Consider the following 24,026-nt stretch of genomic DNA (forward strand, 5'->3'; position numbering starts at 1 on the left):
CGGCGCTGTGGACACCCGGACGCGGATCGTCGACGCCGCCGCGACGCTGTTCTACGTCAACGGAGTCGGCTCGACGACGCTCGACGCCGTACGGACCGCGAGCGGCGCGAGCGCGGCGCAGCTGGACGAGCACTTCCCGGACAAGACGGCGCTGATCCATGCGGTGATCGACGTGCAGTCGCGCGCCGTGCTGGCGCGGGAGGAGGGGCGCCTCGGGGAGGTGCGGACGCTTGCCGGGCTGCGGCGCTGGCGGGATGCGCTGATCGAGTCGAACACGCGGCAGGACGGGTCGTACGGGTGTGCGCTCGGGGCGATGTCGAGCGAGTTGTCGGACAAGGACGAGCGATCCCGTACGGCGCTCGCGCAGGCGTTCGGGGACTGGCAGCAGCTGCTGGTCGACACGTTGGTGCGGCTGCGGGATCTCGGGATCCTCGCGGCGGAGGTCGATCCGCTCAAGCTCGGGACGGGACTGCTGGCGGCGTTGCAAGGCGGCTATGTGCTCGCGCAGAACGCCCGGAGCTCACGCCCGATGGCGGACGCGCTGGACATGGCCCTCGACCGCATCGGCTCGTTCAGCGAGCGGCCGACAGCGCCGGGCGGGGTGGCGCGAGCCTAGGAGACTACTTCGCGTGGGCTCTGACCGAGTCCATCGCCAGCTCGAGCGCGACCTGCATCGGGCCCGGGTCGCGCGCAGCTTGGGCGAGCACATAGCCGCCCTGGATCGCCGCCATCATCCCCGTGGCGAGCGTCCCCGGATCAGCGTCCTCGGCGAGCGTCCCGTTGGCCTGCATCCGCTTCAGCACACCCGCGAGCAGCGAGATCCACGTCGTCAGGTGTGCGTCGAGATCGATCCGCGCCGCCTCGTCCTGGTCCGACAGCTCGGTCGACAGCGACCCCAGCTCGCACCCCATCGCCCCGCGCCGCGCGGTCACCCGCTGCAGGATCGCCCGGCACCAGCGGTCGAGCCCGCTGAACGAGTCGATCCGCCCCAGCGCCTGCTCCTCGCGCTCGATGATCCGGCTCCCGCGCAGCGCGATCACCGCCTGGAGCAGCGCGCTCTTGTCGGGGAAGTGCCGGTAGAACTGCGACTTGCTCGTCCCGCTGGCCGCGGTCACGTCGTCGAGGGTGGTCGCGGTCGCACCCCGCAGCGCCATCAGCTCGTCGGCCGAGGCCACGATCCGGGCACGCGTCGCCGCTCCCCGCGCGGTCAGCCGGCGTTCGAGATCGTTCGTTGTCTCGGGCACGCAAAGAGCTTATCGGGACCGCGCCGCGATTTCCGCCGCCTGGTGCCCACCCCCAACCCAAGCGATCGGGACCGTCGGGCACGATTTCACCGGGTACGTCGCGTTCGACACCACCCGCGTCGTCATCGAGTAGTCCGTCAATTCCCTCGGAGGCCCAGTGCTGCATGACGAGATCATCGCCCACCCGTCGAACGCGTGGGCCCTCGAGCGCGGGTACGAGCCGATCTACACCGCGTCGCCGCGGTCGCGGATCGTCGTCATCGGCCAGGCACCGGGCCGGCTCGCGCAGGAGAGCCGGATCCCGTGGAACGACGCCAGCGGGGTGAAGCTGCGGCAGTGGATGGGGGTCACCGACGCGCAGTTCTACGACCCGGACACGATCGCGCTGCTGCCGATGGACTTCTACTACCCCGGCAAGGCCGCCCACGGCGATCTGCCGCCGCGGCCCGACTTCGCTCCGCTGTGGCACCCGCGGCTGCTGGAGCTGATGCCGGAGCTGCGGCTGACGATCCTGATCGGGAGCTACGCGCAGAAGTACTACCTGGGGGCGACGGCGAAGAAGAACCTGACCGAGACCGTGCGCGCCCACCGGGAGTACGCGCCGGAGCGGATCCCGCTGGTGCACCCGTCGCCGCTGAACTTCCGCTGGCAGGCGAAGAACCCGTGGTTCGAGACCGACGTGCTTCCAGCGCTGCGAACGCTGGTCGCCGCCGCGCTCTGACGCGCCGGCGCAGGTCGCGCCGTACGGCGGCCTGACGGCTCAGGCCGAGTCGTTCCGTAGCGCGGCCAGCAGGCCCTCCGCGTTCTCGGCGCACGCGCGGCAGCCCGCCAGATGCACCGCAACCCCGGGGTATTGCGACGCGGCCTCCCCCGCGGGCAGTTCGGCGTACAGGTGCAGCACGGCCGACGTCGCGTCGCAGCCGGCATCGCGCGGGTCGGTGGCCAGGAAACGCTCGAGCGCCTCCCGCGGCTCGGTCATGGCTTCCCCCTGTCTGCTGTTGACTGTTGGTGGTCGTCCGACTGCGGATCTTACGTACGCCGCGGCCCTGCGCAGAATGTGCTCGTCGGGGCCCTGGTTCGCGCGTATGGTCGGTGGCGGATCAGCTCCAGCTCAGGGGGAACGACGATGAGCCAGCCGGCACCGCAGACCGAGTACCCGGACGAGATCGACGCCGCCGTCCTGAAGATCGCGGGGGTGGTGGTGCTCGGCGCCATCATGTCGATCCTCGACATCACGGTGGTCAACGTCGCGCTGCCGACGTTCCAGGACGAGTTCGGTACGGCGGACGGCCCGATCGCGTACTCGCACGTCGCCTGGACGGTGACGGCGTACACGCTCGCGCTGGCCACGGTGATCCCGCTGACCGGCTGGGCCGCCGACCGGTTCGGCACCAAGCGGCTCTACATGACCGCGATCCTGCTGTTCACCGCCGGGTCCGCGCTCTGCGCGACCGCGACCAGTATCGACATGCTGATCGGGTTCCGGGTCCTGCAGGGGCTCGGCGGCGGCATGCTGATGCCGCTCGGGATGACGATCATGACCCAGGCCGCCGGGCCGCGCCGGATGGGCCGGTTGATGGCGATCCTCGGCGTCCCGATGCTGCTCGGGCCGATCCTGGGCCCGATTCTCGGCGGCTGGCTGATCCAGGTGGCGAGCTGGCACTGGATCTTCCTGATCAACCTGCCGCTCGGCATCGCGGCGTTGATCTACGCCTGGTTCGCGCTGCCGAAGGACCAGCCGCACCGGTCGGAGTCGCTGGACGTGCTCGGCCTGGCGCTGATGTCGCCCGGGCTCGCGCTGTTCCTGTTCGGTGTCTCCTCCCTGCCTGCCGAAGGCGGCGACTTCGGGGCGCCGCGGGTGTGGGTGTCGGTGCTGGCCGGCGTCCTGCTGATGGGGGCGTTCGTCTGGCACTCGTTCCGGCCCGAGCATCCGCTGCTCGACCTGCGGCTGTTCCACGACCGCAACCTGACGGTCTCGATCATCACGATGTTCCTGTTCGCGGCCGCGTTCTTCGGCGGGCTGCTGCTGGTCCCGACGTACTTCCAGCAGATCCGCGGCGAGTCCACGCTGCACGCCGGGCTGCTGGTCGCGCCGCAGGGCCTCGGCGCGATGGTGACGATGCCGATCGCCGGGCGGCTGGTGGACAAGATCCCGGTCGGCCGGATCGTGCCGGTCGGGATCGGGCTGATCGTGGTCGGGATGTTCGGGCTGACCCAGATCACCGCGACCACGCCGTACCCGTGGATCATCGCGATGCTGGTCGTGATGGGCTTCGGGATGGGCGGCACGATGATGCCGCTGTTCACCACCGCGCTGCGCACGCTCTCGGGCTCCCAGGTCGCGCGCGGGTCGACACTGCTCAACATCACCCAGCAGATCGCCTCGTCGTGCGGCGTCGCGACGATGTCGGTCATCCTGACCAACCGGCTCAACGACTCCCCGATCATCCCCGGGACGCAACAGGTCCCCGGCGCCGGCGAGGGCCTGCGCGAGACCCAGGCCGCGATCCTGTCCAACACCCGCCCGGAGAACGTCGCTCCGCTGCACCTCGATCCGGCAGCGATCGCCCGCGGGCTGGTCGACGCCGCCACGTCGTTCTCCCACACCTACTGGGTCGCCTGGACGCTGGTCGCCCTCACCCTCGTCCCGGCCCTGATGCTCCCCCGCAAGCACCAGGCGCTGTCGAAGTCGGTGGTCGACTGATGTTCACGCTCGCCCAGATCGACGAGATCCACGACTCCCTCGGCAAGGCCCACTCGCTCCCGGCGTACCTGAAAGCCCTGAACGCGATCGGCGTCCAGACCTCCGACTCCTACCTCACCGACGGCCACACCGACCACCACGGCGCGGACGGGCACACCGTCAGCACGCCACCGGCGCACGAGACCTACGAGGTCGCGCCGACCGCCGACCCCGGCCGCGTCGCGGAGGCCCTGCAGATCTCCGACTACTTCGAGATGTCCAAGGCGCTGGCCGCGTGCGGTGTCGAGAAGTGGACCTTCGACACGACCGCCCTGACGCTCACGTACTACGACAAGGCCGGCAACCAGCTCCTACAGGAAGCGCTCGGCTAGCCGGCGAGCAGCTCGGCCAGGCGGAGCGGCGTACGGTCCTCGAACATCGGGCCGACGAGTTGGACGCCCACCGGCAAGCCCGCCGGCGAAAGCCCCGCTGGTACGGCGGTTGCCGGAAGCCCCGGCATGGTGGCGAGGCCGGCCCAGACGAGTTGGTCGAAGTACGGGTAGTCCGCTCCGTCGATGGTGAGGCGACGGCCGAGGATGTTCGGGTCGTGGTCGTGCGGGAACGCGGGGGTCGGCGTGATCGGGCTGACCACGACGTCGTACTCCGTGAACAGCTGACGCCAGAGCTGACGGTGGTGTTCGCGGCGCGCGGTGACCGCCAGCCAGTCGCGGTGGGTGAGAACCATGCCGCGCAGCCGTGTCGCGTCGAGGGTCTGATCGTCGGGGCTGAGCGCGGCCGCGCGGGTGCGCAGGTCGTCGTACGCCTCGACCGGGAAGGCCGCGGCCGAGCCCGAGAAGAGCAGCGTCATGTAGAGCTGCGCGGCCTCGGTCAGGTCGGGGAGCAGCGGGCTCTCCCGTACGACACGAGCGCCGCCGGCCGTCAACGCGTCGGCGACCCGCTGCACGCCCGCCCGTACGGCGGACCCGGTCGGGATGAGCGGGTGGTCCTCGATCACCAGGACGCGGTAGTCGGACAGCCGCTCGTGGCGCGCGGCCGGCAGCCGTACGTCGTACGCGACGCCGCCGGTCAACGGATCCGGACCAGCCATCACGTCGAGCAGCAACGAGAGATCGCGCGCACTCCGCGCCATCGGCCCGACGACCGCGAGGTCGAGGTCGACCGGCAGCGCCGGCGACGGCGGCGCGACCATCCCGCGGGTCGCCGCGAGACCGACGGTCGGCTTGTGCGCGTAGATCCCGCAGAAGTGCGCGGGCGTCCGCAGCGAACCGGCGAGGTCCGACCCGATCGACAGCGCGCCGAACCCGCAGGCCAGCGCGGCCGCCGAGCCGCCGGACGAGCCGCCCGACGTACGGCTGTGGTCCCACGGGTTGTTCGTCGTCCCGTAGAGCCCGTTGAAACTCTGAATGTCCTGCAGCCCGACCGGCACGTTGGTCTTCCCGAGCACCACCGCGCCCGCCGCCTTCAACCGCGCAACCTGTACGGCGTCCTCAGCAGGCACGTAGTCGGCGTACTCCGCCCGGCCCCAGGTCGTCGGCAGCCCCCCGACGTCGTACGACTCCTTCACCGTCACCGGAAGCCCGAGCAGCGGCGCGACCGACCCACGGGCCCGCGCCTCGTCGGCACGCAGCGCGGCGGCCCGCGCCCGCTCGAAGTCCGGCACACAGATCGCGTTGACCGCGGCGTCGTCCTGCTCGATCCGGGCGATCGCCTCGTCGGTCAGCTCCACCGAGCTCACCTCGCCCGCGCCCAGCGCGGCCAGCAGCTCTTCAGCGGTCGGGAACTTCTTCTCCGTGAACATGGAAAAGACCGTAAAGGCCCTTCACCGGAGCCATAAAACCCGATTTCCCGCAACAGCCTCAGCCGTTGGTCTGGCCCGTCTTCCAGATGTCGATCGAGTGCCCGATGTGGCGCCGGGCAACGGCTTCGGCGGCGGCGCCGTCACCGGACTCGATGTGGTCGATCAGCTCGTGGTGCTCGCGCGCCGACTCGCTGAGGACACCCGCGTCGGCCAGAGTCAACAGCCCGTACATCCGCGTCCGCCGCCGCAGCGACGTCGCGAGCTCCTCCAGGAACGGGTTCCCGGCGTGCTCGAGGATCAGCGCGTGCAGGTCGCGATCGGTCACCAGGTAGGTCTGCAGGTCCTCCTGCTCGGCCGCCAGAACGTTGCGGTCGGCAATGGTTCGCAGCTCGGCGATCGCGGCCGCCGGGACGTGCCCGGCGACCCGCGCGACCGTCGGCGGCTCGATCAGCAGCCGGACCTCGGTCAGGTTCATCAGCTCCTCGTCGGTCACCGTGGTGACCCGGAAGCCCTTGTTCTTCATCGTCTCGACCAGACCCTCCCGGGCCAGGTCCATCATCGCCTCGCGGACCGGGGTGGCGCTGACGCCCAGCTGCGCACCGAGCGCGGGCGCGGACACCACGGTGCCCTCCTTCAGCTCGCCGGTGATGATCGCGGTGCGCAGCTTCTCGACGACCGTCTCACGCAGGTTGAGGCTGCGCCCGAGCGGCGCGAGCGTGGATCGGGGCTGGGACTGCATCATGCGCCCAGTATCCCCGCCGCGCCGCCCCGCGAGGTCATCCGGCCTCCGGCCGGTCGCCCAACGGTCCGCCCCGCTCGGCGAGCCGTTCCACCAGGTACGGGAACACCTTGCCCGACCCGATCCCGTCGTGCTCGAACTCGTTGGTCACCCACGCGTGCAGGTTCCCGACCGCCGCGGCGGTGTCCAGCTGCAGCCCCGAGTCGACGTACATGTCGTCGAAGTAGACGGCCGCCGCGACCGGCACCTCGTTGGCCGCGAGCCGGTCGAGGTCGTAGAGCGGCGACCACTCCGTACGCCGGGCCAGCAGCTCCACCGCGCCCCGGAACGGCACCAGCCCGCGGATCTCCTCGAACATCCAGGGAAACATCATCTCGCCGGTCATCAGCAACGGCCGCGCGTCCTCCGCGAACTCGGGGTGCTTCGTGCGCTCGGCCTCCGCGGCCCACGCGATCGGGCCGTTCGTCCCGTGCCCGTAGATCGACTCCTGCAAGGCCGCGAACAGCGGGTCGTCGGCGTACGACGACCGCGCCCACACCTGCGCGAGGAACGTGTCCGACAGCTCGTCACCGACGAACGCCTCGTCGATCAGGTAGTGCATCCGCTCGAAGCCGGGCTTCATCCCGTAGTCGATGCCGAGCGTCTGGAACCGCCGTACGGTCAGTCGATCACCGTCCGGCAGCCGTACGTCGTCGGCCGTGAGCTTGTCGGCGATCCGCGCCATGGTGTCCACGTGGTGCGGGTAGCGCGCGTAGAACTCCCGGTTCTTCGCCGCGGTCCGCGGATACGTGCGCCGGTAGACCTCCGCAGCGTCCGGATGCACCGACGCGAGCCCGCCCGTCACGTAACAAGCCGCGAGTGCCTGAGGCGACTGCGACAGGTAGGTCAACGTCAGGAACCCACCGAAGCTCTGCCCCAGCGTGCTCCACCGCCGCCCACCGAACGACTCCTTCCGCAGGTGCTCGGCGTCGCGCACGATCGAGTCGGCGCGGAAGCAGGCCAGGTACGCCGCCCGCGCCTCGTCGTCCGGCAACGCGTCCATCGTCGAGCCCTGGATCCGGCTCGACCGCCCGGTCCCACGCTGGTCGAGCAGGATCACCCGATGCGTGCGCAGCGCCTCAGCCACCCAGCCGTCGCGCGTGACCGGCCGCGGGCTCTTGCCGCCCGGACCGCCCTGCAGGTAGACGAGCAGCGGCAGGTCCTCCCCCGCGCGCACCGGATCGACGAGCTCACGGGCGAACACCGCGATGCTGCCGGGCAGCGTTCCGCTCCAGTCGAGCGGGACGCTGACCACGTGCTCGGTGACCCGCATCCCCGGAATCGTGTACTGCGCTCCGATCATGACCCCTCACCCCTTCTGGTCTGTCCCACGTCAGCGTCCCGCAGCGTAAGCCTGGGCGCCGCGCGCGTTCGCGGCACCGCGCAGCCAGCCGTCCTCGCGCGCCACCGCGCTCGTCCGGCCGATGCCCCAGCCGTCCTGCACCTCGATCAGGTGGCCGCGCCGGCGCAGCTCGTCGAGCACGGCGCCGTCGTACCGGTCCTCGATCAGCAGGTGACCGGGGTGCGTGTCGCGCGGGTAGAACGAGTTCGGCATGTGGATCGAGTGGAAGTCGGGGAAGTCCAGCGCCTGCTGGAGATTCATCCCGCCGTGCACCACGTTGAGGAAGAAGTGCAGCGGCCACTGGTCCTGGAAGTCGCCGCCCGGCGTACCGAAGGCGAGCCAGGGCTTGCCGTCGCGCAACGCGAACGACGGCGACAGCGTGGTCCGTGGCCGGGCGCCCGGACGCAGCGAGTTCGGCAGGCCGTCCTGCGCCCAGAACATCTGCCCGCGCGTGCTCAGGCAGAAGCCGAGCCCCGGAATCGTCGGCGAGGCCTGGAACCAGCCACCGCTCGGCGTCGCGGAGATCATCATCCCGTTCTTGTCGGCCACATCCAGATGACAGGTGTCTCCTCTGGTCTCACCGGTCGATGCGACGGTCGGCTCACCCGCACCCGCGACGAAGCCCTCGGGAGCATCCGGGTAGCGCGGCATCAGCGGGACGCGCCCACCCGGACTGCCGGGAACGAGTTCGAGCGAAGCGGTGTCGCCGATCAGCGCGCGCCGCGCGTCGTTGTAGGAGTCGGAGAGCAGCTCGGTCAGCGGTACGTCGGTGAACCGCGGGTCGCCGTACCAGGCCTCGCGGTCGGCGAACGCGAGCTTCGACGACTCAACGATCGTGTGCACCCAGTCGGCCGACCCGGGTTTCATCGACTCCAGGTCGAACCCCTTCAGCAGCGCCAGCTGCTGAAGGAACACCGGTCCCTGGCCCCACGGTCCCGTCTTGCAGACCGTGTACGAGCCGTAGTCGTACGTCGTGGGCTCCTCGACCGTCGCCTCCCAGCCGGCCAGGTCGTCGGCCCGGAGGTAGCCGCCGTTCGCCCGGCCGGACGTGTCCATCACCTCCGCCGTCGAGCAGTACGCATCGATGGCCTCGGCAACGAATCCCCGGTACCAGGAGTCCAGCGCGCCCTGGATCTGCGCCTCGCGCGACGATCCGGCGGCCTTCGACTCGTCGACGATCCGCCGGTACGTCGCCGCCAGCTCGGGCCGGTGGAAGATGCTTCCCGCGGCCGCGACCGTACCGTCGGGCAGCCAGGTCTGCGCGGACGTCGGCCAGTGCTCCTCGAACATCTCCTTGACGGTCTCGATCGCAGCCGAAACTCCCGGCAGTACGGGATGTCCGTGCTCGGCGTAGTGGATCGCGGGCTCGAGAACGTCCTCGACCGACCACGTTCCCCAGCGCCGGAGCAGCTCCATCCAGGCACCGAACGAACCCGGTACGACGACCGGGAGCAGCCCGGTGCCCGGCATCAGGTCGAGCCCGAGGCCGGCGAGCGCGTCGGTGCTGATCCCAGCCGGCGCGACGCCCTGGCCGCAGACGACCGACACGTCGGCGTCACCGCCGCCGTGCACGAGGATCGGGACGTCACCACCGGGGCCGTTGAGGTGCGGCTCCACCACCTGGAGAACGAACCCCGAGGCGACGGCCGCGTCGGCCGCGTTGCCGCCTCGTTCGAGCACGCTCATCCCGGTGGCCGTCGCGAGCCAGTGCGTACTGGCCACCATCCCGACGTTGCCCACCAGTTCGGGACGCGTCTGCACCATGCGTTGTTCCTTTCTCGATCAGGCTGAGTGTCGAGCTGCGGTCGTCAGATCCGGTCCGCCGTCGGGCGTGACCAGGTGGCACGCCACTTCGTGCGTCGCCGACGTCACCCCGGCCAGCGCCGGTACGTCGACCCGGCAGCGGTCGACGGCGACCGGGCAGCGCTGGTGGAACGAGCAGCCCGGGACGACCACCGACTGACTCGGCAGGTCACCCCCGAGCACGATGCGATCCCGGGTCCTGACGTTCGCCGGGTCCGCCGCGGGTGCGGCGGCGAGCAAGGCTTGCGTGTACGGGTGCTGCGGGTTGCGGAACAGCTCCTCGCGGCCGGCCGTCTCGACGATCCGCCCGAGGTACATCACCGCGATCCGGTCGCTGATGAACTCGACCACCGAGAGATCGTGGGTGATGAAAAGGCAGGAGAACCCCAGGTCCTTCTGCAGATCCAGCAGCAGGTTGAGGATCGAGGCCTGCACCGAGACATCGAGCGCCGACACCGGCTCGTCGGCCACGACGAACTTCGGGTTGAGCACCAGCGCCCTCGCGAGCGCGACGCGCTGACGCTGGCCGCCGGACAGCTCGTGCGGGTAGCGGCTGCGCATCTCCTCGCGCAGTCCCGCCTTCTCGAGCATCTCCCCGACCATGCGCCGCCGCTCGGCACCGCGGGCGACGCCGTGCTGCCGCAGCGGCTCGGCGACGATGTCGCCGATCGTCATCCGTGGGTTGAGCGACGAGTACGGGTCCTGGAAGACCATGTGGATGTCGCGGCGGCGCGGGCGCATCTGCCCCCGGCTCAGCTCGGAGATGTCCTCGCCGAGCAGCTTGATCGTGCCCGAGGTGGGCTTGATCAGCCGCGCGATCGCCTTCCCGACCGTCGATTTACCACTCCCGGACTCGCCCACCAGGCCGAGCACCTCACCCGGCCGGACCGTGAGGCTGACGTCCTCGACCGCGCGGACGAGCTGACCACGCCGGCCGATCTGGCCCTTGCCCCGGTAGTGCTTGACGAGGTTCTCGACCTCGAGGACCGGTGCGTCACTCATCGGCGACCTTCCCTTCGGTACGGCGTTCTCCCGGGTGGTAGCAGGCGACCGCGTGCAGCGGCAGCACGTCGGCGAAGCTCGGCCGCGCCGTACCGCACTCGGCGGTCGCTCGCGAGCAGCGCGCCGCGAACTGGCACTCGTCCGGGTCCGAGGTCGGTGGCGGCACCAGCCCCGGGATCTCGGTCAGCCGGCGGCGGCCGTCCCGCTCGACCGCGCGCCCGGGCAGCGCGCCGAGCAGCCCGTGCGTGTACGGGTGCTGCGGCTCCGCGAACAGGCTCGCGGTCGGAGCCTGCTCGACCCGCCGGCCGGAGTACATCACCAGAACCCGGTCGGCGACCTCGGCCACGACCCCGAGGTCGTGCGTGATCAGGACGACGGCCGTGCCGAGCGTGTCGCGCAGGCGGCGGATCACGTCCAGGATCGCGGCCTGGATGGTCACGTCGAGCGCGGTCGTCGGCTCGTCGGCGATCAGCACCTTCGGGTTGCAGGCCACGGCGATCGCGATCATCACCCGCTGCCGCATGCCGCCGGACAGCTCGTGCGGGTAGGCCTTCGTCCGGTTCCGCGCGTCCGGGATGCCGACGAGCTCCAGCAGCTCGACCACCCGTTCGCGGACCTCGCGCGCGGGCAGGTTCTCGTGCACCTTGATCACCTCGGCGACCTGCCGGCCCACCGTGTACGCCGGGTTCAGCGAGGTCATCGGCTCCTGGAAGACGACCGAGATCTCCTTGCCGCGCACCTTCTGCATCTCGCGCTCGGACAAGGTCGCGAGGTCGACGCCGTCCAGGCTGATCTTGCCGCCGATCCGGGTCCCCGGCTCGAGCAGCCGCGGAACGGCCATCGCGGTGACCGACTTGCCGCAGCCGGACTCGCCGACCAGCGCGACGATCTCGCCGGGCTCAAGGTCGAAGGAGACGTCCTTGACCGCGATCACCGTGCCGCCCTCGGTGTCGAACTCGACCCGCAGGCCGGCCACTTCGAGCAGACTCATCGTTTGCCCCTCGGGTCCAGGACGTCGCGCAGACCGTCACCGAGCAGGTTGAAGCCGAGCGTCGCGAGGGCGATCGCGATCCCCGGTACGACGGCCAGCAGCGGGTCCTGGGTGAGGAACTGCTGCGCGCCGGTGAGCATCGTGCCGAACGACGGTGTCGGCGCCTGGACGCCGAGGCCCAGGAAGCTCAGCGCCGCCTCGCCGATGATCGCGCCCGGGATCGCCACGGTGGCGTTCACGATCAGCACGTTCACCAGGTTGGGCAGGATGTAGCGGCCCATGATCGCGACGTCGGTCGCGCCGTCGGCGACGGCCGCGTCGACGAACTCCTGCCTGCGCAGCACCATCGTCTCGCCGCGCACGATCCGGACCACCGACGGCACGTGCGAGACCGCCAGCGCGATGATCACGTTGCGCAGCGACGGCCCGAGGATCGCCGCCATCCCGACCGCGAAGATCAGGAACGGGAACGCCATCACCGTGTCGTTGAGGCGCATCAGCACCGAGTCGGTCCAGCCGCGGTAGTAGCCCGCGACCAGGCCGAGCGGGATGCCGACCAGCATCGAGAGCGCGGTCGCGAAGACGCCGGCCAGCAAGGAGACCTGCGCGCCGCTCGCGAGGCGCGCCACGACGTCGCGCCCGAGGTCGTCGGTCCCGAGCCAGTGCGCCGCCGACGGGCCCGCGAACGTCTCGTTCAGGTTCTGCTGCGAGTAGTCCTGGGCCAGCAGCGGTCCGACCAGCGCCAGCAGCACGAACAGTACGACGAGCGCGAGCCCACAGACGGCCATCTTCTTGGCCAGGAACCGGCGGATCAGGCGGCGGCCGCGCAGCGCGCGTGGTGCCGGCTCGGCCGCGACCACAGGGGGCGCGACCCCGACGCTGATCCGGTCCTTGATGCTCATTCGGTCTCTCCCGTCACGCGGAGGCGGGGGTTCAGGTAGGCGTAGGCCACGTCGACCAGCAGGTTGACCACGACGTACCCGACGACGGTGATCAGGACGGCGCTCTGGACCGCGGGGTAGTCGCGGTTCGTGACCGCGTTGACGACCAGGTTGCCGAAGCCCGGGATCACGAAGATCTGCTCGGTGATCACCGCGCCGCTGATCAGGCCCGCGAGCTGGAGACCCACGATCGTGGTCAGCGTGGTCAGCGAGTTGCGCAGCGCGTGCGTCACCTCGGTCCGGTGCCGCACGCCCTTCGACCGCGCCGTCCGGACGTAGTCGGCCGACAGCTGACCGAGCAGCGCCGAACGGGTCTGGCGCATGATCACCGCGGACAGGCCCGTCCCGAGCACGAGGACCGGCATCACCATCCGGCGCAGGTTCTCGGCCGGGTCCTCGGCGAACCCGACGAAGCCGGACGCGGGCAGCCAGTGCAGGGTGACCGCGAAGATCAGGATCGCCAGCAGCCCGAGCCAGAAGTGCGGCACCGAGAGCCCGAACAACCCGAAGCCGTTGGCGACGTAGTCCCGGATCGAGCCCGGCTTCACGGCCGAGACGACGCCCGCGCTGATCCCGATCAGCAGGCCGACCAGCATCGCCAGGACCGCGAGCTCGATCGTCACCGGCAGCCGCTCGGCGACCAGCGAGGCGACCGGCACGCGGTACTGCGTCGAGGTCCCGAAGTTGCCCTGGGCAAGCTGTCCGAGCCAGGTCAGGTACTGCACCGGCAGCGACTTGTCGAAACCGTACTGCTGGTTGATCTGGGCGATCATCTCCGGCGTCGAGCTCTCCCCGGCCATCACCGTGGCCGGGTCACCGGGGAGCGCCCGGACGCCGAGGAAGACCGCGATGCTGCCGAGCACCAGCGTGACGACCGCCGCGCCGGTGCGGCGGAGCAGGAAGCTTCCCATGCCGTCAGCCAACGCTCGCGGTCTTGAGGTACGGGATGCCGTTGGTGCGGTAGTCGATCCCGGTGACGTTCTTCGCGGTGCCGAGGAACCAGGTGTCGTGGTACAGGTAGATGTTCGAGCGGATGTCCGCGACCTTCTTCAGCGCCTCGGCGTACAGGGTCTTGCGCTGGGCGTTGTCGTTGGTGCTGCCGGCCTTCTGGATCAGCGAGTCGACCTGGGGGTCGGCCAGCTCCGAGAAGTTGTTCGAGCCACCGGTGGTCAGCAGGTCGTTGGTGTTGCCGTCCGGGTCGACGCGGCCCGACCAGCCGACGATGAACGCGTCCGCCTTGCCCGCACGGGCGATCTGCAGCGCCGAGACCAGGTCCAGCTGCTTGATGTTGACCTTGAACCCGACCGCGCCGGCCATCGACTGCACGACCTGGGCCTCACGCAACGCCACCGCGCTCGACGAGGCCATCAGCTCGACCGGGACCGGCGTCGGGACACCCGAGGCCGCGACCAGCTTCTTCGCGCCTTCGACGTCGAACGGCGTGCACTCGACCTTCGTGTAGAACTCGCTCTGCACCGGCAGCGGGTTGCAGTCGGTGACCTTCGAGCCGCCCCACACCGACTTGTTCAGCGCCTCGCGGTCGATGCTCATCTCGAACGCCTTGCGCAGGTCCGCGGACTTCGACAGCGGCGTACCGATCGAGGGCGAGACGTTGATCGAGATGCCCTGGTACGCGATCGTCTTCGAGGTCAGCGCCTCCAGGCCCGCGCTCTTCAGCTTCTCCGCGTCGCTGGGCACGATGTGCTCGGCGGCGTTGATGTCACCGGACTGCAGGTTCGCGGTCGCCACCGACGAGTCGGTGATGAACTTGTACGTCACCCCGGCCAGCTTGACCTTGTCGGCGTCGTAGTAGTTGGGGTCCTTGACCAGCGCGATCTCGTTGCCCGCGACCATCGACTTGAACTTGAAAGGCCCCACGCAGGAAGGGTTCTTGCCGAAGTCGTCGCCTTCCTTCTGCAGCGCGGTCGGCGACATGATCAGCCCCGCGCGGTCGGACAGCTGGGCCGCGAGCGGCGCCGACGGGCGCTTCAGCTTGAGCTGGACCGAGGTCGGGTCGACGGCCTTGACCGAGGCGACGGCGGAGAGCTCCTGGACGCGGGCCGAGCCCTTCTTGGTCAGGTTGCGCTCGAGCGTGGTCACGACGGCGGCCGCGTCGAACGGCGTACCGTCGGAGAACTTCACGCCCTGCTTGAGCTTGATGTCCATCGTCAGGCCGTCGGCGGAGATCTTGGGCGTCTCGGCGGCCAACTGCGGGATCACCTTGAGGTTCGAGTCGACCGTGAACAGCCCCTCGCACATGCTGGAGAAGACCAGCCGGGCCGCGAAGGTGTTCGCGATCGTCGCGTCGAGGGAGTCCGGCGCGGTCGGGGTCGACATCACCAGCGTTCCGCCGGCGCCGCTGTCCCCCGCGGCAGCGGACCCCGTACTGGCCCCCGGCGTCGAACAGCCCGCGACGACGAGCGCCCCAGCCGCCGCGGCGGCTCCCAGAGCCTTGGAACGGATGCGCATGAAAGCTCCTCACCCAGGCCGGAACGGGGCTCCACAGCCTGCGGTATACGATATGTAAAATTACACATATCACATGCCACATGCCGATGGACATGGCGAAAGCTCGGTGACTTTGCGCTGCCGGGCCGGCGAAAATGGCAGGCGCGCGGGCGCGCCTGGCTGTCAGGATGGCGCGCATGGTTGATCGCGCACTGAGCTTCGGAACCGTGGCCGAGACGTACGAGAAGTTCCGCCCCGGCTACCCCGCCGAGCTGCTCGAGCTCGTCACGTCGTACGCCGGTCAGCCGCTGCGCACCGCGCTCGAGATCGGTGCGGGGACAGGGAAAGCGACCCGGCTCTTCGCCCAGGCCGGTATCGCGGTGACGGCCACCGAGCCCGACGCGGCGATGCTCGCGGAGCTGCGCAAGCACTTGCCGGCGACCGTCACTCCGGTGCAGGCCGCCTTCGAGGACCTGCCGCTCGACACGTCGTACGACCTGGTCTACTCGGCCGCCGCGCTGCACTGGACGAACCCCGTCGGGCGCTGGGAGCGGATGTCCGCGCTCGTGCGGCCGGGCGGGGTCTTCACGTCGTTCGGCGTACCGATCCAGCTCGCCGACCCCGAACTGCAGGAGGCGGCCCACGCCGCCCGGATGCCGCATCTCGACGAGGACGGCGTCCCCTCCCCCGACGGCACGCCGGCCGACCGCCCGATGCAGTGGCCGGGTACGGAGCTCGAGCAGTCCGAGTGGTTCACCGACGTCCGGCAGGTCGTGGTCGACCGGCGCCTGACGATGAGCGCCGAGGACTTCGTCGGGCACCTGTCGACGGTCTCGGCGTACGTGATGCTCACGGCCGACGCGCGCGACGAGGTCTTCCGGCGGACGCTCGACGTCCTGCCGGAAACCGTCGAGGTGAACGCCGAGGTCACCGCGCACCTCGCCCGCCGCCGCTGACATCGCGGGGCAACACACCCCGGCGGTGGCGGGTGAGCCGGTGTCGAGCCAGTAGCCTTCGGTAACCTCGTGCCTACAGACCGTTGGGCTCGCAGCCGGTCGACCTTGAACGGATCTCATGAACCCCGTGCCCTCACGCACGGCTGCCGCGGCATGCCCTGACGAGACCGAGGCCGCGATCCGGCGTGCGCAGGCCGGCGACGCCGAGGCGTTCGGCGAGCTGTACGACGCCTACTCCCCCGCGGTCTACCGCTACATCCGCTCGAAGGTCACCGCGATCCCGGTCGCCGAGGACCTCACCAGCGAGACGTTCGTCCGGGCGTTGCGGCGACTCGACTCCTACACCGCGCCCGGCGGCAACTTCATCGCCTGGCTGATGACGATCGCCCGCAACCTCATCCACGACCACCACCGTTCCGGCTGGCACCGGCTCGCGGACGTGACCGACGAGATCGCGGCCGGCCCCGACCTCGCCGCCGGACCCGAGCAGACGACGTTGGCGACACTCGACGCCGAACAGCTTCGCGAAGCCGTGGCCCGGCTGCCCGAGGACCACCGCGAGTGCATCGCGCTGCGGTACTTCACCGGGCTGTCGATCGCCGAGACCGCGCAGGCGATGAACCGCACCGAGGGCGCGATCAAGCAGCTCCAGTGGCGAGCGACCCGGCGGCTGCGCTCCGCCCTCAGCTGAGCGTGCGGCACGATGTGCTCATGCAGGTGTTCTCAGGGCCGGTCGACGACGCGGCGATGGAGCTGGCCGTGGCCACCGCGCTCGTACGGCGTGCGTCGAGCGGCGACATCGTCGATGCGATCCGGATCTACCGGCCGGCCTCGCCGGTGCTGGTGTTCGGGCGTCGCGACACCCGGCACGCCGGGTTCGCGGCCGCCGTACAGGCTGGGCGGGAGGCCGGCTTCGAGCCGCTGATCCGGGCCGTCGGTGGGCGGCCGGTGGCGTACACGTCCGAGGCGGTGGTGGTCGATCACGTGCGGCACGACGTACGGGCGACCGAGGACCACCAGCGCCGCTTCGCCGACTTCGGCACCCAGTACGCCGGCGCGCTGCGCGACCTCGGCGTCGACGCGCGGGTGGGCGAGATCCCCGGCGAGTACTGCCCGGGCGCGCAGAGCATCAACGCGCGCGGAGCGGTGAAGCTGGTGGGGACCGCGCAGCGCGTCGTACAGCGGGCTTGGCTTTTCAGCACGCTCACCTTGATCGGTGACGACGAGCGGGTGCGCTCGCTGCTGACTCAGGTGTATGCGCACCTCGAGCTACCGCTCGATCCGGCGACGGTCGGTTCGGTCAGCACCGAGCGCCCGGGCCTGACAGCCGCTGCGGTCGAGGAGCATTTCCGGGCGGTCTTCGCGCCCGGCGTGGCATCGTCCGTGCTCGACCAGCCCACGCGCGACCTGGCCGCGACGTTCGCGTCCGACCACCGGGGCTGACCGCGCTCACTCCAGCAGCCGCTCGATCGTCCGGCGCCCCATGCTGCTCATGGTCGGGTTGCTGTCGAGGTAGTACCAGACCAGCCCGATCGCCTGCTCGAACGCCCAGGCCCGGCCGCGCTCCCACTCCAGGTCGTCACACCCCAGGGCCCGCCGAAGCACGTCCCGCGGCCCCGCGTCCAGCAGATGCCACGCACCCACCAGATCCAACGCAGGATCAGCCGGCCCGAACCCACCCGTGTCCAGCACCCCGCTGAGCCGACCATCCGCGACCAGCACGTTGCCCGGGATCAGATCCCCGTGACTCATCACATCGGCGCTGGTCCGCGGCAACTCCCGAAACGCGCTCCACAGCGCGCGCAAGCGCCGTACGTCGAGCAGCCCCTCGCTCTCCACCAGACACTTCGCCACCCACTCGTCGTGAGCTGCGATCTCCCCACCCCGGTTGTCCCCGCCGAACACCCGCCCCCGCGTGTCAGCCCCGCGCAGATCCCCGATGAATCCCGCCAGATCCTCGGCGAATCCCACCGACCCGCTCACGTCGACCTCCGACGCAATTGCCCCAGGCAACCACGTCTGCACCGCCCAGGGCATCGGATACCCGCCCCCGGGCTTCCCCAACGCCACCGGCTCCGGCACCGCGAACCGAGAAACCCCAGCCAGCTCCGCACTGGCCTCCGCTTCCCGCTCCAGCACCGCCAGCACCGCGCCCGCATCCTTCAACCGCAACGGAAACCGCGCCGACAGCCGGTCCCCGATCCGGAAGATCGCGTTCACCGTCCCACTCGACGGCAACAACCTAACCGGTTCACCGCTCCACTTCGGGAACTGCTCCCGCACCAACCCGGCCACCACCTCGGCGGTCACGTCCACCTGATCGTCATGCATCGTCATCTCCGCCAGTATCACTTCCACCGACTTCGGGTGCGACCGAAATCCTCCTCAGGTCTTGCCGGGCCGGAGGCGTCCCTCTACTCTCGGTGACAACCGTTAGGAAAGTTTCCTAATAGTTGAATGTTTGCCAGGACCAGGTGGGTACGCCCACCCCCTGTTCCGGCCGCTTCCGCCCCCAGCTTCTGTTCGCATGCCCTGACGGCATGGGTCCAGGTTCCGGGAAAGCGGTTGCCGACCGGCCCCTGAGAGCTAGCCCGGACGACGGACGGAGAGTCGGCAGTGAGAAGAGTCAGAGCGATGAGCATGATCGGGATCGCGGCCGCGGTGCTGGCCTCGGTGTTGGTGCCGAGCCCGGCGCAGGCGGCGGAAACCCTGTTGTCCCAGGGCAAACCGGCGACCGCTTCCTCGAGCGAGGGATCCGGTTTCGAGGCCGCCAAGGCGGTCGACGGGAACGCGTCGAGCCGCTGGGCCTCGGTCGAGGGGCACGACCCGGAGTGGATCCAGGTCGACCTCGGCAGCGCCCAGCCGATCTCCCGGGTCAAGCTGACCTGGGAGGCGGCGTACGCGAAGTCGTACCAGGTGAAGATCTCGACCAACGGCACCAGCTGGACCGACGCGTTCACCACCACCAGCGGCAACGGCGCGACCGACGACCTGGCCGTGTCCGGCACCGCCCGGTACGTGCGGGTCAACGGCACGGCGCGCGGTACGGCGTACGGGTACTCGCTGTTCGAGTTCCAGGTGTACGGCGGTGACGGCGGCCCGCCGCCGGGTGGCGGCGAGGGCGCGGTGCCGTTCGGCAGCCACACCATCCCGTACGCCGCCGGCATGCTCAAGCCGTCGGGCACCCAGGCGGCCAACGACGCGAAGGTGGTCGACTACTACCAGCGCTGGAAGGCCGCCTTCGTCCGCCAGAACTGCGGCAACGGCTGGTACCAGGTCATCTCCCCCGACGCCGACCACCCGTACGTCGCCGAGGCGCAGGGCTACGGCATGGTGATCGCCGCGACGATGGCCGGCGCCGACCCGGACGCGAAGAAGATCTTCGACGGCCTGGTGAAGTGGAAGCTCGACCACCCGTCCTCGGGCAACCCCGATCTGCTCGCCGCCGAGCAGGACACCGGCTGCCGCAGCGTCAACGGTGGTGACGCCGCGACCGACGGCGACATGGACGTCGCGTACGGGCTGCTGCTGGCCGACCGCCAATGGGGCAGCACCGGCACCTACAACTACAAGCAGCTCGCGATCAAGCACATCAACGCGATCAAGGCCTCCGAGATCAACCCGTCGACCAATCTGCTGAAGCTCGGCGACTGGACCAGCAACGGCGACCAGTACTACTACATCTCGCGGACGTCGGACTGGATGGTCGACCACTTCCGCGCCTTCAAGGCCGCCACCGGCGACAGCGCCTGGGACAGCATCCGCAACGCCCACCAGACGCTCATCACCAACCTGCAGAACGGTTTCGCCTCCGGCACCGGGCTGCTGCCCGACTTCGTCGTCAACACCAACTCCTCGCCCAAGCCCGCCCCGGGCCAGGTTTTGGAGGACCCGAACGACGGCCAGTTCTGGTGGAACGCCTGCCGTACGCCGTGGCGCGTCGGCGCCGACGCGGTCACCGGCGGCGACACCAAGTCGCTCACCGCGGCCCGCAAGCTGAACACCTGGATCAAGTCCAAGACCGGCGGCAACCCGAACCAGATCGCGATCGGGTACAAGCTCAACGGCACCCAGATCGACAGCGGCAGCGAGCCGGCCTTCTTCGCGCCGTTCGCGGTCACCGCGATGACCGACGCCGGCAGCCAGGCCTGGCTCGACGCCCTGTGGAACAAGATGCTGACGACACCGATCGGCACCGACAGCTACTACTCGGCGAGCATCCAGCTCCAGGTGATGATCACCGTCACCCACAACCACTGGGTGCCCTAGATCGGCACGCGGCGCCTCCGCCCCTGCCGGGGGCGCCGCGGGTCTGCACGTCCTCCCCGCCCCTACCAGGAGGTTCCCTGCATGTCTTCCGTCCCGTCCCGGACCCGACATCGACTCACGGCGGCCGCGCTCGCCGTACTGACGATCGGTGCCCTGACCACGACAACCACTCCCGAGCCCGCGGCCGCGGAGCCGGCGGCAACCATCCCCGACCTGACCAGCGCCAACCGGCGCGCCCCGATCGCCGGCCTCCCTGACTGGAGCAAGGCCGGGTACCGCGGCGGCGCGGCACTTCCCGGCCCGTCCGACCTCAACCCCGACGCCAACTGCCAGATCACCGCCGCCGAGCTGGCTTCCCAGTACGGCGTACGGACTGACGGCAGCGACGCCACCGCCGGAATCCAAGCGGCGATCGACGCGATCCGCACGCAGTGCACGCCGTCGGCGAGCTACACCAAGCTCTCCCAGATCACCTTGCCGGAGGGACGGATCACGGTCTCCCGGCAGCTCGGTCTCGACGCCAGCTACCTGCTGATCAAGGGTGCCGGCGAGGGCCGGACCGTGCTGGTGTTCCGCCCCGACACCAACACCCGGTACGACAAGCTGACGCCCGACGGCAGCGACTGGGACGAGGACGGCATGACGCACGGCGCCGGGAAGGGCGGCTGGACCTGGCCGGGCCGTGGCCTGCTCCGGGTGCAGACCCGCGAGGTCTCCCCCAAGTACGCCGCCGACTACGCCTCGGCCCCGGCGAACCGCAAGGACATCTTCGAAGGGAGCATCAACCAGCACTGGGCCAGCGGCATCCCGCTGCGCGAGGGGTCCGCGATCGGTACGACGCAGCTCAAGCTCGCCACCTCGGCGAACATGGCGCTGTTCAAGGCCGGCAACTACGTGTGGGTCGGCGCCGCGAACTCGGTGAAGTTCTACCAGCAGCAGACCGCCACCGACACCTCGAAGTACCAGAACCTGCACATGCGGCAGCAGATCTTCCAGATCACCGCGGTCGACACCACCGGACGCAACGTGACGATCGACAAGCCGCTGGAGTACGACCTGCCGGTGAACTCGACGTCGGACGGTTCGGCGGCGATCGGCGGCACCGTCTACCCGAGCCGGGTGACGCCGCTCAAGCCGGTGCTCGGCGTCGGGATCGAGGACCTGACCATCACCCAGGAAATGACCGGGATGCCGAAGCTTGCCGGCGGCACCTACAACCTGGACCGGGCCGATGCCGTGCACAACTACGGCAACATGGCGCCGGAGTACCAGATGCACGGGATCGTGCTGAAGTGGGCGGTGAACAGCTGGGTCCGCCGGGTGGGCACCGAGATGACCGGGTCGCACCCGATCGTCACCGAGAGCGCGAAGAACATCCAGGTCCAGGAGTCGCACCTGGACGGCTCCTGGAACAAGGGCAAGGGCGGCAACGGCTACCTGCGCGGCTCCCGCGTCTGGGACTCGCTGTACGCGTACAACACGACCCGCAACCTGCGGCACTTCACCTTCCAGTGGTCGGCCTCGAACAACGTTGCCATCGGCAACGATTTCGACTCCGACCTGAACGTGCACGGCGGCTGGGAACGCCGCAACCTGTTCGAGAACAACACCGTCCGGGTCCCGTTCGAGCACTCGTCGAAGAACTGTGACAGCAACTGCGGCGACGAGGGTGGCGACGTACCGGACGACTCGACCTGGTGGCCGATCTGGTGGGCCGCCGGGCCGAAGGCGCTGAAGTGGTCCGGGTCGAGCGGGCCGCAGAACGTGGTCTACAACAACGCACTCAGCAAGCAGACCAGCGCTGGGGGCGCGTACCAGCCCTATTACCCGGACCGGCAGCGGATCTACCAGTTCGGGAGCAGCTCGGCTGATGCTTCCAAGTTCCAGCACCTGGCGGTCGGCGGTACGACGATCCCGGACTGGGCGAGTCGGGAGACGGTGGACTACACGGGGGCGAACCAGGGTGTGAACGCCAGCCGCACCGATGCCTCCGGGTCGCTGTTCCTGCGGAGCGTCGGCGGCAGCGGCGACTCTGTGGCGCCGAGCGTTCCGGGCGGGCTGCGCAGTACCGGCACGACTTCGTCCAGTGTGTCGCTGGCCTGGAACGCTGCGACGGACAACGTCGGCGTCGCCGGGTACGACGTACTCCGGAACGGTGTGGTCGTCGGCAGCCCCTCGGGAACCAGCTACACCGACAGCGGGTTGGCACCGTCGACCGGTTACAGCTACACCGTGCGGGCTCGTGATGCCGCGGGCAACCAATCCGGGCCGTCTGCCGTGGTGAGCGTGACCACATCGGGCGGCTCCTCCTCGGAGACGCTGCTCTCCCGCGGCAAGCCGACCACCGCGTCGTCGACCGAAGGCTCCGGCTTCGAGTCATCGCTCGCGGTCGACGGTGACACCGGGACGCGGTGGGCCTCGCGGGAAGGGAGCGACGCGGAGTGGTTGCAGGTCGACCTCGGCGCCTCGGCGAACCTGACGCGGGTCAAGCTGAACTGGGAGGCCGCGTTCGGGAAGGCCTACCAGGTTCAGGTCTCGGCGAACGGGTCGAGCTGGTCGACCGTCACTTCCACGACGACCGGGGACGGCGGGATCGACGAGATCCCGGTGACCGGGTCGGCGCGGTACGTACGGATCAACGCGACGGCGCGCGGTACGGCGTACGGGTACTCGCTGTTCGAGTTCGAGGTCTACGGTACGGCGGGTGGCGGCGGTGGCGGCTCCGCGGTGGATGTGTCGACGGCCGCCGAGCTGCAGGCCGCGCTGGCGAACGCCCAGCCTGGGCAGACGATCCGGCTCGCCGCCGGGCAGTACCGCGGCGCGTTCTTGACGCAGCGGGCCGGGACCGCTGCGGCGCCGATCACGCTGACCGGGCCGGCGTCCGCCGTACTGGTCAACGACGGGCCGTCGGGTGACGCGCCGTCCTGCCCGGCGCCGACCGCCGGGTGGGACTCGGGGTACGGGCTGTGGCTGTTCGGTGCGCCGTACTGGAAGCTCAGCGGGTTCACCGTGCAGGAGTCGAAGAAGGGGATCGTGCTGGACGACTCCCACCACGTGACCATCGACGGCGTCTCCGTTCACCACACCGACGAGGAGGCCGTGCACTTCCGTCGCTCGTCGGCCGACGGCGTGATCCGGAACTCGAAGATCACCGACGCCGGCCTGGTCCAGAAGGGGTACGGCGAGGGCGTCTACATCGGCTCGGCCGGGTCGAACTGGAGCTGCCACGGCAACACCGGCGGTGTCGACAAGTCCGACCGGGTGCAGGTGCTCGACAACCAGCTCGGGCCGAACATCGCCGCCGAGGCGATCGACGTGAAAGAGGGCACGACCGGCGGGGTGATCCGCGGGAACACCTTCAACGGCCGCGGGGTGTCGGGTGAGAACTCGGCCGACTCGTGGGTCGACGTCAAGGGCTTCGACTACGTGATCGAGAACAACACCGGCACCTTCTCCTCCCCCGGCACCTTCGCCAACGGGTACGAGACCCACAACCCGTCGACCACGCCGAGCTTCCCGAACGGCTGCGGCAACGTGTGGCGCAACAACACCTCGGACCTGGGCGGCGCCGGCAAGTACGCGATCAACGTCAGCTCCCAGTCCAAGTGCTCGGCGGACCCGAACGTCGTACACGCCTCCAACACCGTCCGCAACGCGGTGACCGGCCTGACCAACATCCCGGTCACGCCGTAGCTGGTGCCGGGCGCCCGTTTCCGGGCGCCCGGCACGCTGCGTACAGCCGACCGCCGC

21 protein-coding genes are annotated in these 24,026 nt (G+C 69.9%); 9 read left to right on the plus strand and 12 right to left on the minus strand.

Going from position 1 to position 24,026, the window contains the following annotated elements:
* The first annotated feature begins 7 nt into the window (after nt 1-7).
* Nucleotides 8-616, plus strand: a complete 609-nt coding sequence (locus tag ACZ6Z4_RS13125; protein ID WP_465562291.1) for a TetR/AcrR family transcriptional regulator — start codon at nt 8-10, stop codon at nt 614-616.
* Between the two features lie 4 nt (nt 617-620).
* Here ACZ6Z4_RS13125 and ACZ6Z4_RS13130 read toward each other — a convergent pair whose 3' ends face one another.
* The gene (locus ACZ6Z4_RS13130; RefSeq protein WP_465562293.1) at nt 621-1,244 is read right to left on the minus strand and encodes a TetR/AcrR family transcriptional regulator; all 624 of its coding nucleotides are present in this window, start codon (nt 1,242-1,244) and stop codon (nt 621-623) included.
* A 157-nt stretch (nt 1,245-1,401) separates the two neighbouring features.
* Between ACZ6Z4_RS13130 and ACZ6Z4_RS13135 the strand changes: the two genes are divergently transcribed.
* The gene (locus tag ACZ6Z4_RS13135) at nt 1,402-1,965 is read left to right on the plus strand and encodes a uracil-DNA glycosylase family protein (protein WP_465562295.1); all 564 of its coding nucleotides are present in this window, start codon (nt 1,402-1,404) and stop codon (nt 1,963-1,965) included.
* Nucleotides 1,966-2,004: 39 nt separating this feature from the next.
* On the opposite strand, the gene ACZ6Z4_RS13140 is transcribed toward ACZ6Z4_RS13135, so the two are convergent.
* On the minus strand, nt 2,005-2,223 hold the full coding sequence (locus tag ACZ6Z4_RS13140; protein ID WP_465562297.1) for a hypothetical protein: 219 nt from the start codon (nt 2,221-2,223) through the stop codon (nt 2,005-2,007).
* Between the two features lie 147 nt (nt 2,224-2,370).
* Between ACZ6Z4_RS13140 and ACZ6Z4_RS13145 the strand changes: the two genes are divergently transcribed.
* Nucleotides 2,371-3,948: a DHA2 family efflux MFS transporter permease subunit gene (locus ACZ6Z4_RS13145; RefSeq protein WP_465562299.1), complete on the plus strand. Its 1,578-nt coding sequence runs from the start codon at nt 2,371-2,373 to the stop codon at nt 3,946-3,948.
* On the plus strand, nt 3,948-4,319 hold the full coding sequence (locus tag ACZ6Z4_RS13150; protein WP_465562301.1) for a DUF1398 family protein: 372 nt from the start codon (nt 3,948-3,950) through the stop codon (nt 4,317-4,319). The genes ACZ6Z4_RS13145 and ACZ6Z4_RS13150 overlap by 1 nt, the downstream gene beginning before the upstream one ends.
* Here the strand turns inward: ACZ6Z4_RS13150 and ACZ6Z4_RS13155 are convergent.
* Genes ACZ6Z4_RS13155 through ACZ6Z4_RS13195 form a run of 9 tightly spaced genes read right to left on the minus strand, consistent with a single transcriptional unit; the run spans nt 4,316 to nt 15,072 of the window.
* Nucleotides 4,316-5,746: an amidase gene (locus ACZ6Z4_RS13155; protein ID WP_465562303.1), complete on the minus strand. Its 1,431-nt coding sequence runs from the start codon at nt 5,744-5,746 to the stop codon at nt 4,316-4,318. The two genes, ACZ6Z4_RS13150 and ACZ6Z4_RS13155, sit on opposite strands and share 4 nt — an antisense overlap.
* Nucleotides 5,747-5,804: 58 nt before the next feature.
* A complete protein-coding gene (locus tag ACZ6Z4_RS13160; RefSeq protein WP_465562306.1) occupies nt 5,805-6,488 on the minus strand; it encodes a GntR family transcriptional regulator in 684 nt (227 codons plus the stop codon).
* 34 nt (nt 6,489-6,522) lie between these two features.
* Nucleotides 6,523-7,827 (minus strand): alpha/beta fold hydrolase, encoded by a 1,305-nt coding sequence (locus ACZ6Z4_RS13165; RefSeq protein WP_465562309.1) that lies wholly within the window; start codon nt 7,825-7,827, stop codon nt 6,523-6,525.
* 30 nt (nt 7,828-7,857) lie between these two features.
* The gene (locus ACZ6Z4_RS13170; RefSeq protein WP_465562311.1) at nt 7,858-9,630 is read right to left on the minus strand and encodes a gamma-glutamyltransferase family protein; all 1,773 of its coding nucleotides are present in this window, start codon (nt 9,628-9,630) and stop codon (nt 7,858-7,860) included.
* Nucleotides 9,631-9,648: 18 nt separating this feature from the next.
* Complete coding sequence (locus ACZ6Z4_RS13175; RefSeq protein WP_465562313.1) at nt 9,649-10,671, minus strand: ABC transporter ATP-binding protein; 1,023 nt, start codon at nt 10,669-10,671, stop codon at nt 9,649-9,651.
* Nucleotides 10,664-11,662, minus strand: a complete 999-nt coding sequence (locus ACZ6Z4_RS13180) for an ABC transporter ATP-binding protein (protein ID WP_465562315.1) — start codon at nt 11,660-11,662, stop codon at nt 10,664-10,666. Before ACZ6Z4_RS13180 ends, ACZ6Z4_RS13175 begins: the two co-directional genes overlap by 8 nt.
* Nucleotides 11,659-12,564 (minus strand): ABC transporter permease, encoded by a 906-nt coding sequence (locus ACZ6Z4_RS13185; protein ID WP_465562316.1) that lies wholly within the window; start codon nt 12,562-12,564, stop codon nt 11,659-11,661. The genes ACZ6Z4_RS13180 and ACZ6Z4_RS13185 overlap by 4 nt, the downstream gene beginning before the upstream one ends.
* Nucleotides 12,561-13,514, minus strand: a complete 954-nt coding sequence (locus ACZ6Z4_RS13190; protein ID WP_465562318.1) for an ABC transporter permease — start codon at nt 13,512-13,514, stop codon at nt 12,561-12,563. Before ACZ6Z4_RS13190 ends, ACZ6Z4_RS13185 begins: the two co-directional genes overlap by 4 nt.
* 4 nt (nt 13,515-13,518) lie before the next feature.
* Nucleotides 13,519-15,072, minus strand: a complete 1,554-nt coding sequence (locus ACZ6Z4_RS13195) for an ABC transporter substrate-binding protein (RefSeq protein WP_465562320.1) — start codon at nt 15,070-15,072, stop codon at nt 13,519-13,521.
* A 176-nt stretch (nt 15,073-15,248) separates the two neighbouring features.
* Here ACZ6Z4_RS13195 and ACZ6Z4_RS13200 point away from each other — a divergent pair, with 176 nt between their 5' ends.
* From ACZ6Z4_RS13200 to ACZ6Z4_RS13210, 3 genes are all read left to right on the plus strand, one after another.
* Nucleotides 15,249-16,007: a class I SAM-dependent methyltransferase gene (locus tag ACZ6Z4_RS13200; protein WP_465562322.1), complete on the plus strand. Its 759-nt coding sequence runs from the start codon at nt 15,249-15,251 to the stop codon at nt 16,005-16,007.
* 127 nt (nt 16,008-16,134) lie between these two features.
* Nucleotides 16,135-16,698, plus strand: a complete 564-nt coding sequence (locus tag ACZ6Z4_RS13205) for a sigma-70 family RNA polymerase sigma factor (RefSeq protein WP_465562324.1) — start codon at nt 16,135-16,137, stop codon at nt 16,696-16,698.
* 20 nt (nt 16,699-16,718) lie between these two features.
* A complete protein-coding gene (locus ACZ6Z4_RS13210) occupies nt 16,719-17,450 on the plus strand; it encodes a lipoyl protein ligase domain-containing protein (RefSeq protein WP_465562328.1) in 732 nt (243 codons plus the stop codon).
* 6 nt (nt 17,451-17,456) lie between these two features.
* On the opposite strand, the gene ACZ6Z4_RS13215 is transcribed toward ACZ6Z4_RS13210, so the two are convergent.
* Nucleotides 17,457-18,344 carry an aminoglycoside phosphotransferase family protein gene (locus ACZ6Z4_RS13215; protein ID WP_465562330.1) on the minus strand — a complete coding sequence of 296 codons (888 nt, stop codon included), beginning with the start codon at nt 18,342-18,344 and terminating at the stop codon, nt 17,457-17,459.
* A gap of 297 nt (nt 18,345-18,641) precedes the next feature.
* Here ACZ6Z4_RS13215 and ACZ6Z4_RS13220 point away from each other — a divergent pair, with 297 nt between their 5' ends.
* Nucleotides 18,642-20,276, plus strand: a complete 1,635-nt coding sequence (locus ACZ6Z4_RS13220) for a glycosyl hydrolase family 8 (RefSeq protein ID WP_465562332.1) — start codon at nt 18,642-18,644, stop codon at nt 20,274-20,276.
* Between the two features lie 81 nt (nt 20,277-20,357).
* Complete coding sequence (locus ACZ6Z4_RS13225; RefSeq protein WP_465562334.1) at nt 20,358-23,969, plus strand: discoidin domain-containing protein; 3,612 nt, start codon at nt 20,358-20,360, stop codon at nt 23,967-23,969.
* Nucleotides 23,970-24,026: the final 57 nt, after the last annotated feature.

It is taken from the genome of Kribbella sp. NPDC104740 (genome assembly GCF_055583505.1).

Coding starts and splice junctions, on each gene's coding strand:
- ACZ6Z4_RS13160 (WP_465562306.1), bottom strand. CDS start 6,488: ATGATGCAGTCCCAGCCCCGATCCACGCTCGCGCCGCTCGGGCGCAGC.
- ACZ6Z4_RS13155 (WP_465562303.1), bottom strand. CDS start 5,746: ATGTTCACGGAGAAGAAGTTCCCGACCGCTGAAGAGCTGCTGGCCGCG.
- ACZ6Z4_RS13165 (WP_465562309.1), bottom strand. CDS start 7,827: ATGATCGGAGCGCAGTACACGATTCCGGGGATGCGGGTCACCGAGCAC.
- ACZ6Z4_RS13195 (WP_465562320.1), bottom strand. CDS start 15,072: ATGCGCATCCGTTCCAAGGCTCTGGGAGCCGCCGCGGCGGCTGGGGCG.
- ACZ6Z4_RS13190 (WP_465562318.1), bottom strand. CDS start 13,514: ATGGGAAGCTTCCTGCTCCGCCGCACCGGCGCGGCGGTCGTCACGCTG.
- ACZ6Z4_RS13225 (WP_465562334.1), top strand. CDS start 20,358: ATGTCTTCCGTCCCGTCCCGGACCCGACATCGACTCACGGCGGCCGCG.
- ACZ6Z4_RS13220 (WP_465562332.1), top strand. CDS start 18,642: ATGAGCATGATCGGGATCGCGGCCGCGGTGCTGGCCTCGGTGTTGGTG.
- ACZ6Z4_RS13170 (WP_465562311.1), bottom strand. CDS start 9,630: ATGGTGCAGACGCGTCCCGAACTGGTGGGCAACGTCGGGATGGTGGCC.
- ACZ6Z4_RS13175 (WP_465562313.1), bottom strand. CDS start 10,671: ATGAGTGACGCACCGGTCCTCGAGGTCGAGAACCTCGTCAAGCACTAC.
- ACZ6Z4_RS13185 (WP_465562316.1), bottom strand. CDS start 12,564: ATGAGCATCAAGGACCGGATCAGCGTCGGGGTCGCGCCCCCTGTGGTC.
- ACZ6Z4_RS13200 (WP_465562322.1), top strand. CDS start 15,249: ATGGTTGATCGCGCACTGAGCTTCGGAACCGTGGCCGAGACGTACGAG.
- ACZ6Z4_RS13140 (WP_465562297.1), bottom strand. CDS start 2,223: ATGACCGAGCCGCGGGAGGCGCTCGAGCGTTTCCTGGCCACCGACCCG.
- ACZ6Z4_RS13215 (WP_465562330.1), bottom strand. CDS start 18,344: ATGACGATGCATGACGATCAGGTGGACGTGACCGCCGAGGTGGTGGCC.
- ACZ6Z4_RS13145 (WP_465562299.1), top strand. CDS start 2,371: ATGAGCCAGCCGGCACCGCAGACCGAGTACCCGGACGAGATCGACGCC.
- ACZ6Z4_RS13150 (WP_465562301.1), top strand. CDS start 3,948: ATGTTCACGCTCGCCCAGATCGACGAGATCCACGACTCCCTCGGCAAG.
- ACZ6Z4_RS13180 (WP_465562315.1), bottom strand. CDS start 11,662: ATGAGTCTGCTCGAAGTGGCCGGCCTGCGGGTCGAGTTCGACACCGAG.
- ACZ6Z4_RS13210 (WP_465562328.1), top strand. CDS start 16,719: ATGCAGGTGTTCTCAGGGCCGGTCGACGACGCGGCGATGGAGCTGGCC.